The organism is Streptomyces sp. NBRC 110611, assembly GCF_001590865.1.
Lineage (GTDB): Bacteria > Actinomycetota > Actinomycetes > Streptomycetales > Streptomycetaceae > Streptomyces.
Genome location: NZ_BBUY01000016.1, coordinates 158,026 through 166,924 on the forward strand (window position 1 = coordinate 158,026; position 8,899 = coordinate 166,924).

The 8,899-nt window shown below is 71.0% G+C and carries 12 protein-coding genes and 1 pseudogene; 4 read left to right on the forward strand and 9 right to left on the reverse strand.

The genetic code is table 11. The annotated features are described in order from the left end of the window. Nucleotides 1–185 precede the first annotated feature (185 nt). Nucleotides 186–371 (forward strand): 50S ribosomal protein L28, encoded by a 186-nt coding sequence (gene rpmB, locus AZE13_RS26545; protein WP_043266286.1) that lies wholly within the window; start codon nucleotides 186–188, stop codon nucleotides 369–371. A gap of 146 nt (nucleotides 372–517) precedes the next feature. Here the strand turns inward: rpmB and thiD are convergent, their stop codons facing one another. Beyond that, the gene (thiD, locus tag AZE13_RS26550) at nucleotides 518–1,351 is read right to left on the reverse strand and encodes a bifunctional hydroxymethylpyrimidine kinase/phosphomethylpyrimidine kinase (RefSeq protein ID WP_066937132.1); all 834 of its coding nucleotides are present in this window, start codon (nucleotides 1,349–1,351) and stop codon (nucleotides 518–520) included. Between the two features lie 107 nt (nucleotides 1,352–1,458). Next, entirely contained in the window at nucleotides 1,459–2,433 is a 975-nt protein-coding gene (locus AZE13_RS26555) for a thiamine-phosphate kinase (RefSeq protein ID WP_066937135.1), read from the reverse strand. Between the two features lie 158 nt (nucleotides 2,434–2,591). Between AZE13_RS26555 and AZE13_RS26560 the strand changes: the two genes are divergently transcribed. Both AZE13_RS26560 and AZE13_RS26565 read left to right on the forward strand, forming a co-directional pair. Next, nucleotides 2,592–2,825 (forward strand): Lrp/AsnC family transcriptional regulator, encoded by a 234-nt coding sequence (locus tag AZE13_RS26560; protein ID WP_066937139.1) that lies wholly within the window; start codon nucleotides 2,592–2,594, stop codon nucleotides 2,823–2,825. Nucleotides 2,826–2,834: 9 nt separating this feature from the next. Continuing rightward, nucleotides 2,835–3,326 carry a DUF3515 domain-containing protein gene (locus tag AZE13_RS26565; RefSeq protein ID WP_066937142.1) on the forward strand — a complete coding sequence of 164 codons (492 nt, stop codon included), beginning with the start codon at nucleotides 2,835–2,837 and terminating at the stop codon, nucleotides 3,324–3,326. Between the two features lie 43 nt (nucleotides 3,327–3,369). Here the strand turns inward: AZE13_RS26565 and AZE13_RS26570 are convergent, their stop codons facing one another. From AZE13_RS26570 to AZE13_RS26580, 3 genes are all read right to left on the reverse strand, one after another. Continuing rightward, on the reverse strand, nucleotides 3,370–4,506 hold the full coding sequence (locus AZE13_RS26570) for a D-alanine--D-alanine ligase family protein (RefSeq protein WP_066937145.1): 1,137 nt from the start codon (nucleotides 4,504–4,506) through the stop codon (nucleotides 3,370–3,372). 91 nt (nucleotides 4,507–4,597) lie between these two features. Further along, nucleotides 4,598–5,599, reverse strand: coding sequence for an NAD(P)H-dependent glycerol-3-phosphate dehydrogenase (locus tag AZE13_RS26575; protein WP_066937149.1), 1,002 nt, complete (start codon nucleotides 5,597–5,599; stop codon nucleotides 4,598–4,600). Next, entirely contained in the window at nucleotides 5,596–6,438 is an 843-nt protein-coding gene (locus AZE13_RS26580) for a lysophospholipid acyltransferase family protein (RefSeq protein WP_066937153.1), read from the reverse strand. The genes AZE13_RS26575 and AZE13_RS26580 overlap by 4 nt, the downstream gene beginning before the upstream one ends. 163 nt (nucleotides 6,439–6,601) lie before the next feature. Here AZE13_RS26580 and cofC point away from each other — a divergent pair, with 163 nt between their 5' ends. Further along, nucleotides 6,602–7,252: a 2-phospho-L-lactate guanylyltransferase gene (gene cofC, locus AZE13_RS26585; RefSeq protein WP_066937156.1), complete on the forward strand. Its 651-nt coding sequence runs from the start codon at nucleotides 6,602–6,604 to the stop codon at nucleotides 7,250–7,252. Here cofC and AZE13_RS26590 read toward each other — a convergent pair. From AZE13_RS26590 to AZE13_RS35850, 4 genes and pseudogenes are all read right to left on the reverse strand, one after another. Further along, nucleotides 7,233–7,436 (reverse strand): hypothetical protein, encoded by a 204-nt coding sequence (locus tag AZE13_RS26590; RefSeq protein ID WP_066937158.1) that lies wholly within the window; start codon nucleotides 7,434–7,436, stop codon nucleotides 7,233–7,235. The genes cofC and AZE13_RS26590 overlap by 20 nt on opposite strands. A 103-nt stretch (nucleotides 7,437–7,539) precedes the next feature. Further along, entirely contained in the window at nucleotides 7,540–8,226 is a 687-nt protein-coding gene (locus tag AZE13_RS26595; protein ID WP_066937162.1) for an HU family DNA-binding protein, read from the reverse strand. Nucleotides 8,227–8,351: 125 nt separating this feature from the next. Then, complete coding sequence (locus tag AZE13_RS26600; protein WP_066937165.1) at nucleotides 8,352–8,597, reverse strand: hypothetical protein; 246 nt, start codon at nucleotides 8,595–8,597, stop codon at nucleotides 8,352–8,354. 136 nt (nucleotides 8,598–8,733) lie between these two features. Beyond that, nucleotides 8,734–8,899, reverse strand: a pseudogene (locus tag AZE13_RS35850) (3-isopropylmalate dehydratase small subunit); the annotation flags it as partial.

Genomic DNA, 8,899 nt, shown 5'->3' on the forward strand with positions numbered 1-8,899 from the left:
ACGGGGAGGCCGGGGCGGGGGCCCGGGGTGCGTGATAGTTTCGTTCTGCGGGAGCGGTCGTTGTATGCTGCTCCGGTTGCCCGATGAGAATCGGGCCATTTCCTCTCCCGGCGAAGCCGGTCGGGCCATGCACTCGGCTCGTCGGGATTTCACCGTAAGTGCATCTGAAGTCTTTGGAGTGACCCGTGGCTGCCAACTGCGACGTCTGCGGCAAGGGGCCGGGCTTCGGCAAGAGTGTCTCGCACTCGCACCGCCGTACCAACCGTCGTTGGAACCCCAACATCCAGACGGTGCGTGCAGTGGTCGGGCGCACGCCGAAGAAGCTGAACGCCTGCACCTCGTGCATCAAGGCCGGCAAGGTCTCGCGCTGACGCCTTAGCCGTAGCGCAGCCCGCCCGGTTGCTTGTGAAGCCGGTCCACCCTCGGGTGGGCCGGCTTCTGCTATTGCCGCCCCGTCGCTCCGTACCGCCGCCCCGCCTCCCCGTGCCGCCGCTCCCTGACGGGGCGCCGCTCCGGATCAGGGCCCGGTGCGCAGCCGCCAGCCGTGGTCGACGGGGCCGATGCCCGCGCCCAGCCGGAAGCCGGCCGCGATGGCGCCGGTGACGTAGTCCTTGGCCGCCGCGACCGCCCGGGGCACGGTGTCCCCCTTGGCGAGCCGGGCGGCGATCGCGCTGGCGAGGGTGCAGCCGGTGCCGTGGGTGTGCCGGTTGGCGTGCCGGGGCGCGCGCAGCCAGTGCTCCTCGGTGCCGTCGGTGAGCAGGTCGACGGCGTCGACGGCACCGGCCGTGCCCGCGGCCCCGCCGTCCCCGTCCGTCAGATGGCCGCCCTTGATGAGCGCCCAGCGCGGCCCGAAGTCCAGCAGCGCGGCGGCGGCCCGGCGCATGTCCGCCTCCTCCCGGACGCGTACGCCGGTGAGCCGGGCGACCTCGTCCAGGTTGGGGGTCGCGACGGTGGCCGTCGGCAGCAGCCTGGTGCGCACCGCGTCCAGTGCGGCGGCGGCCAGCAGCTCGTCGCCGTGCTTGGAGACGCCGACGGGGTCGATGACGACCGGGACGGACAGTTCCGCGAGCAGCTCCGCGACGGTCCCGGCGAGCTCGGCCGAGGAGAGCATCCCGGTCTTGACCGCCTGGACGCCGATATCGTCGACGACGCTGCGGAACTGGGCCCGTACGGCCTCGGCGGGCAGCTCCCACGCCCCCTGCACGCCCACCGAGTTCTGGGCGGTGACCGCGGTCAGCACACTCATGCCGTGCGTGCCGAGCGCCAGCATCGTCTTCAGGTCGGCCTGGATGCCCGCGCCGCCGCCGGAGTCGGACCCGGCGACGGTCAGGACGCGTGGGGGTGTGCGCATACCGGCGAATCTACCCGCCCTCCCGTCACCCGACCTCCACCCCCAGAAGACGCCGCTACGCGCCGGCCGCCCTCCCGTCACCCGACCTCCACCCCCGGAAGACGCCGCTACGCGCCGGCCCCCTCCTCGGTGTCCCCGAAGTGGTCCCAGCCGGCCTTCACCCAGGGGGCGCCGTCCACCGTCACCTGCGGCAGCGCGGACGGGTGGAGGACCTCGCCGATGACCTTCCACCGGGCGGGCAGCTTCACGTCCGGCGGGAAGGTGGCCACGATCGCGTGGTCCTCGCCGCCGTTGAGCACCCACTGCATCGGGTCCACACCGACCGCCGTGCCGATGTCGGACATCTGCGTGGGGATGTCGATCGCGGCGGACCGCAGATCGATCCGGACCTTGCTGGCCTCGGCGATGTGCCCGAGGTCGGCCACGAGGCCGTCGCTGACGTCGGTCATCGCGGTGGCGCCGAGCCCGGCGGCCGCCGGGCCCGCGTGGTACGGCGGCTCGGGGCGGCGGTGCGCCTCGACGAAGGCACGCGGCGAGCGGAAGCCGCGGGAGAGCACTGCGTGTCCGGCGGCGGACCAGCCGAGCCAGCCGGTCACCGCGACCACGTCGCCCGGCTGCGCACCGGCCCGGGTCACCGGCTCCTGGTTGCGCAGATCGCCGAGCGCGGTGATCGCGACGGTGATGGTGTCGCCGCGTACCACGTCCCCGCCGACCACCGCGGCGCCGGCCACCTGGCACTCGTCGCGCAGCCCGTCCATCAGCTCGGTCGGCCAGGTCGCGGGCAGCTCGGCGGGGACGACCAGGCCGAGCAGGATCGCGGTGGGCACCGCACCCATCGCCGCGATGTCGGCGAGGTTCTGCGCGGCGGCCTTGCGGCCGACGTCGTAGGCGGTGGACCAGTCGCGCCGGAAGTGCCGGCCCTCCAGGAGGATGTCGGTGCTGGCGACCACCCTGCGGTCCGGCGCGGTGACCACCGCGGCGTCGTCCCCCGGCCCGATGCGTACGGCCGGAGTGGAGGTGAGCCGGGAGGTGAGCTCCCTGATCAGCCCGAACTCCCCCAGCTCGCCCACGGTGCCCTTCATGCTGTTGCCCTTCCCATGTGTACGGACGGTCCGTACGTGGCTGACGACTGCGCCGCACTTGCCGAGTTCACCGCGCGGGTCTCCCCGCTCCGCACGGTGACGCGGTACCGTGGCGTCCCTTCTTCCCCCATGATCCTCGTAGCCGCCCTGGAGGTCCCGTGGTACAGGCCTACATCCTGATCCAGACCGAGGTCGGCAAGGCCTCGGCGGTAGCCGAAGTGATCGCGAAGATCCCTGGTGTGATGCAGGCCGAGGACGTCACCGGCCCCTATGACGTCATCGTGCGCGCGCAGGCCGACACCGTCGATGAGCTGGGGCGCATGGTGGTCGCCAGGGTCCAGAAGGTGGAGGGGATCACCCGCACTCTGACCTGCCCGGTCGTTCATCTGTAGCTCCCCCGTATGCTCGGCCGGGTGACCTCCGCACGCCGCCGGTACCTGACCCTGCCCCTGCTGACCGTGGCGTTCGCCGCGGCGGGCTGCGCCGCGTCCGGGGACGTGGCGGCCCCCGCCCCGACGGGCGAGGCGGCACGGTACTGCCGGGCGCTCCACAAGGAATTGCCGCGGACCGTGGACGGGCTGAAGCGGGGTAGTCCCGAGCCCGTCTCCGACTTCACTGCCATATGGGGCGATCCTGCCGTGAAACTGCGCTGCGGGGTGCCGAAGCCCGACGTCCTGAGGCACGGGAGTGAACATTACAACCCGAACCCCGACGCCGCGGAAGTCAACGGTGTCGGGTGGCTCTTCGAGAAACGGGACGACGGCTACCGCTTCACGACCGTACTGCGCAAGGCCCATGTCGAGGTGACCGTGCCCGCGGCGTACGCCCCCGAGGTCGATGTGCTCACCGACCTCGCGGACGCCGTACGCCGGACCGTGCCGAAGGGCGTCTAGGGCGGTCGCCGACGCAGGCCGGCACGTGCGGCCGGTGAAGCGGCTAGCGCAGCCCCGTGGAGCGCCGCAGTGCGGCCTGCAGGAGCCGGTCGATGAGCTCCGGGTAGCTCACTCCGCTCTCCTGCCACATCCGCGGGTACATCGAGATGGGCGTGAATCCGGGGAGCGTGTTGATCTCGTTGATCACGAACTCGCCGTTGTCCTGGAGGAAGAAGTCCGCGCGGACCAGGCCCTCGCAGGACGCCGCCTCGAACGCGGCGACGGCCAGCTCCCGGACCTCGGCGGTCTGCCCGTCGGTCAGCGGCGCCGGCACGATCCCGCTGGCCGAGTCGATGTACTTGGCCTCGAAATCGTAGAAGTCGTGCGCGGTGACCGGCGGGATCTCGGCCGGCACGCTGGCCCGGGGGCCGTCCTCGAACTCCAGCACCCCGCACTCGATCTCCCGGCCGCGCAGCAGCGACTCCACGATGATCTTGGGGTCGTGCGCGCGGGCCTCCGCGATCGCCTCGTCCAGGCCGCTCAGGTCGTCGACCTTGCTGATGCCCATGGACGAACCGGCCCGGGCGGGCTTCACGAAGAGCGGCCAGCCGTGCTCGGCGGCGAAGTCCACGATCTTCTTCCGGGCGGCAGCGGGCTCGTTCTCCCACTCCCGGGGGCGGATGACCTCGTACGGGCCGACCGGCAGCCCGAAGGAGGCGAACACCCGCTTCATGTAGTCCTTGTCCTGGCCGACGGCCGAGGCGAGGACGCCCGAGCCGACGTACGGGACGCCGGAGAGCTCCAGGAGGCCCTGGAGGGTGCCGTCCTCGCCGTAGGGGCCGTGCAGGACGGGGAAGACGACGTCGACCTCGCCGAGCGCCTTGGGGACCGAGCCCGGTTCGCTGTAGACGACCTCGCGGCTGTTGGGGTCGGCGGACAGCACCACGCCGCCGTCCGCGGACTCGGCGAGCTCGGCCACGCTGGGCAGCTTCCGGTCCGCGATGGCCATCCGGTCGGGGTCGTCGGCGGTCAGCACCCAGCGGCCGTCGGTGGTGATGCCGATGGGCAGCACGTCGTACTTCTCGCGGTCGATGGCGCGCAGCACGGCTCCGGCGGTGACCACGGAGATGGCGTGCTCGGAGCTGCGCCCGCCGAACACGACGGCGACACGGGGCTTGTGGGAGGGGGTCTGGCTGCTCATATCGGGTTGAGGGTACCTGCTGGTAGGGACGGAGTCAGTGCCGCGGCGGCCGTGGGTGGCGTGGCGCCGCCGGGCGAGCGCGTGGCGGCGGTCAGTGCCGTTCGGACTTCGCGCTGCGGGCCATCAGCTCCTTGAGCGCGACCAGCGGCGGCTTGCCGTCGTGGACGATGCTCACGACCGTCTCGGTGAGCGGCATCTCGACGCCGTACCGGCGGGCCAGATCCAGCACGGATTCGCAGGACTTGACGCCCTCGGCGGTCTGCTTGGTGACCGCGATGGTCTCCTGCAGGGTCATACCGCGGCCGAGGTTGGTGCCGAAGGTGTTGTTGCGGGACAGCGGCGAGGAGCAGGTGGCGACGAGGTCGCCCATGCCGGCCAGGCCCGCGAAGGTGTGCGCGTCGGCGCCCATGGCGAGGCCGAGCCGGGTGGTCTCGGCGAGACCGCGGGTGATCAGGGACGCCTTGGCGTTGTCGCCCAGGCCCATGCCGGTCGCGATGCCGACGGCGAGCGCGATGACGTTCTTGACCGCGCCGCCCAGTTCGCAGCCCACCACGTCGGTGTTGGTGTACGGGCGGAAGTACGAGGTGTGGCAGGCGGTCTGCAGCCGGCGGGCGACCGCCTCGTCGGTGCAGGCGATGACCGCGGCGGCGGGCTGCCGGGCCGCGACCTCCTTGGCGAGGTTGGGGCCGGTCAGTACCGCGACGCGCTCCGCGGGCACCTTGGCGACCTCCTCGATGACCTCGCTCATGCGCTTGGCCGTGCCGAGTTCCACGCCCTTCATCAGGGAGACCAGGACGGTGTCGGCGGGCAGCAGGGGCGCCCATTCGGCGAGGTTTCCGCGCAGCGTCTGGGAGGGGACGGCCAGCACCGTGAACTCCGCGTCCCGGGCGGCCTCCGCGGGGTCGGTGGTGGCGCGCACCGACGCCGGGAGCCGGACCCCGGGCAGGTAGTCGGGGTTGGTGCGGCCCATGTTGATGGCGTCGACGAGAGCCGCGCGGCGCCCCCACAGGGTCACCTCGCATCCCGCGTCGGCGAGCACCATCGCGAATGCGGTGCCCCAGGACCCCGTGCCGTAGACGGCGCAGCGCGTCACTTGCCTTCATCCTCCTGTGCCTGCTGGGTGCTTCGGACCTGCTGCGGGGCGACGGTGCCTTCGGCGGCGGCCGGATCGGCGGCCCGGGCGGCCTTGGCCGCGGCGCGGGCGGCACGGCGCTCCCGGGCGACCGCCTTGCGCCAGTCGTACGGTTCGGCCGGCGCCGGCTCGTCGCGGAGCTGGGCGAGCTGCTCGGTGATCGCGCGCATGATGACCTCGGTGACCGCGCGCAGTACCTCGGCGGTCGGCTCCCGGTCGTAATACGCGCTGAGGTCGACCGGCGGCCCGGCCTTGACCCGCAGCGTCTTGCGGGGGAAGAGCCGGAGCTTCTTCTCCCTGGCGTACGGCGGCATCGCGTCGTTGGCGCCCCACTGCGCGACCGGGATGACCGGCGCCTTGGTCAGCAACGCCACCCGTGCGGCACCGGTCTTGCCCTGCATGGGCCACAGCTCGGGGTCGCGGGTGAGGGTGCCCTCGGGGTAGAAGGCGACGCATTCGCCCTTGTGGATGGCGTCGACGGCGGCCCGGAACGCGTTCGCGGCATCGGTCGTTTCCCGGTAGACGGGGATCTGTCCGGTGCCGCGCATCACCATCCCGACAAAGCCGCTCTTGAAGAGTCCGGCCTTGGCGAGGAATCGGGGGACCCGCCCGGTGTTGTACTGATAGTGCGCATAGGACAGCGGGTCGAGATACGAGTTGTGGTTGACGGCGGTGATAAATCCGCCGTCGGCCGGAATGTGCTGCATTCCCTGCCAGTCCCGCTTGAACAGAACCAGGAGCGGCGGTTTGCAGAGGACCGCGGCGAAGCGGTACCAGAAGCCGATTCTGCGGCGGGACACTGGGACACCCTCCTTGTAGGGAGCTGCGAAGCTGCTGCGGGCCGGCAGCCGCACAAGTGTCGCCCCAGGTACCCGCTATGTCGAGGACACCGTAACCCCGGCGCTCCCGGTGAGCGGCGGCGGCAGGTGAGAATGGCGCCAATACGACGGAAAGGGAGCGGGTGTGGGCTGGAGCCTGGTGGTGCCGTTGAAACCGCTGGTACGGGCCAAGAGCAGGCTCTCGGCGGCCACCGGCGAGGAGTTCCGGCCGCGGCTGGCCCTGGCCTTCGCCCTGGACACCGTGACAGCGGCGCTGGCCTGCGCGGACGTCCAGGATGTGGTGGTTGTCACGGACGACTGGCGGGCCGGCGGGCCTCTGACGGCGCTGGGGGCCCGCGTCGTCCCCGACACACCGGCCCGGGGGCTGAACGCGGCACTGGCTCATGGAGCGGAAGAGGTCCGGGCGCGCCGCCCGGGCGCCGCGGTCGCCGCGCTCAACGCCGACCTTCCCGCGCTCCGTACTGCCGAGCTGGCCCGGGCCCTCCATTCCGCCTCGCTATTTCCCCGTGCATTTCTCGCCGATGCGGCGGATATCGGGACAACACTTCTGACCGCGACTTCCGGCGCGGAATTGGCCCCGGCATTCGGCGGGCCGTCGCGGGCCCGCCATCTGGCATCGGGTGCACGGGAGATCACCGCGCCGGACGTGCCCTCGGTACGCCGTGACGTGGACACCGGAGAGGATCTGCGGGCCGCGCTGGCACTGGGGGTGGGACCGCACACCGCCCTGGCGGCACCGGCCCTCCCGCCGCAGGTCAGAGCGTCTGGAGTGTGATCAATTCGATATGCCGGGCGTCGCCCTGCCCGGTGACCTCGATACGTACCCGCTGACCGGGCCGCAGCAGCAGGAGCCCGCCGGCGTCGAAGGCCGCGGTGTCGAAGGGCAGCGGGGTGCCGTCGTCCAGCAGCACACTGCCGGAGCGGGTCTCGGGGTCGTACGTGTACGCGGTGGCCTGCATGGGAGAGAGCCTAGACGAGGGCGTCCGGGGCCCTGCCGGACACACCGCGGGCCGGGCTCCCCGGAGGGAGACCGGCCCGACGCATGGCGTCGCCGCTGCTGGATTACCGCTTGCGGGCGGTCGTCTTCTTCGCCGTGGTCTTGCGCGCGGTGGCCTTCTTGGCGGGGGCCTTCTTCGCCGTCGTCTTCTTCGCGGGCGCGGTCTTCTTCGCCGTCGCCTTCTTCGCGGGGGCGGCCTTCTTGGCGGTGGTCTTCTTCGCCGTGGCGGCCTTCTTCGCGGGTGCCGCCTTCTTCGCCGCGGCGGCCTTCTTGGCGGTGGTGGTCTTCTTCGCGGTGACCTTCTTGGCGGTCACCTTCTTCGCCGCGGCGGCCTTCTTCGCGGGCGCCGCCTTCTTCGCCGCCGCCTTCTTCGCCGCGGCCTTCTTGGCGGCGGCCTTCTTCACCGTGGCCTTGCCGCCGGTCAGGCTGCCCTTCGGGGCCTTCTTCACGGCGACCTCGCCGCCCTTGGGGAGCTTCTTCGAGCCGCTCACCAGGTCCTTGAAGCCCTGGCCGGCGCGGAAGCGCGGCACCGAGGTCTTCTTGACCCGCACCCGCTCACCCGTCTGCGGGTTCCGGGCGTAGCGGGCCGGGCGGTCGACTTTCTCGAACGAGCCGAATCCGGTGACCGAAACGCGGTCGCCGGCGACAACTGCACGGACGATTGCGTCCAGTACCGCGTCCACCGCCTCCGCCGCGTTCTGGCGGCCGCCGAGCTTGTCGGCAATGGCTTCTACGAGCTGCGCCTTGTTCACGTCTTCCCCTTCGGAGACATTGCTGGAACGAAAGTTTCCAAGCTTTTTCGCACGTTAGGCAGATATATACCGCAAATCAAACACGAAACGGGCTAATCACCCTTGTGCCGCAACGGACTCGACCTTCACGGAGTTCCATCGGCGGGCACATCTTCGGGGTATCGACCTTCGTCGAGGTCTTCCATGAAGCCCTCCAGACGCCTTGCCGCGTCCGCAAGATCGTGTTTAGCCGCGGCCGTGATGACGAGCAGCTTCCGGGTCAGCGCCATCCGTACGCCCTCCGGGACTTGCAGTGTCCGCACTCTTGCGTGTGCGGCCTTGAGTTGGTCGGCGACGAAACCGTAGAGCTCGAGTTGGTCGTCGCGTTCCATGCGCTAATTGTGCCATCTGCGGCGAGTTGTCGCTTCACGGGGCCTCAACAGGCGCCCCGAGACGCGGATGCGCCCCCTGCCAACTGCACAGGGGGCGCATCGTACGCAATAAGGCTTTGAGCCATAAAACCCGAGGTCAGGCCTCGATGGTACGCGGTTTGAACGGAGGCCTGTTCGCCTCGTACGCGGCGATGGCCGACTCCTCCCGAAGGGTGAGGCTGATGTCGTCCAGTCCCTCCATCAGGCGCCAACGGGCGTTCTCGTCCAGCTCGAAGTCGGCGGCCACTTCCGTGCCGTCGGCT

Coding starts and splice junctions, on each gene's coding strand:
- thiD (WP_066937132.1), bottom strand. CDS start 1,351: ATGCGCACACCCCCACGCGTCCTGACCGTCGCCGGGTCCGACTCCGGC.
- AZE13_RS26555 (WP_066937135.1), bottom strand. CDS start 2,433: ATGAAGGGCACCGTGGGCGAGCTGGGGGAGTTCGGGCTGATCAGGGAG.
- AZE13_RS26565 (WP_066937142.1), top strand. CDS start 2,835: ATGCTCGGCCGGGTGACCTCCGCACGCCGCCGGTACCTGACCCTGCCC.
- AZE13_RS26570 (WP_066937145.1), bottom strand. CDS start 4,506: ATGAGCAGCCAGACCCCCTCCCACAAGCCCCGTGTCGCCGTCGTGTTC.
- AZE13_RS26590 (WP_066937158.1), bottom strand. CDS start 7,436: ATGCAGGCCACCGCGTACACGTACGACCCCGAGACCCGCTCCGGCAGT.
- AZE13_RS26600 (WP_066937165.1), bottom strand. CDS start 8,597: ATGGAACGCGACGACCAACTCGAGCTCTACGGTTTCGTCGCCGACCAA.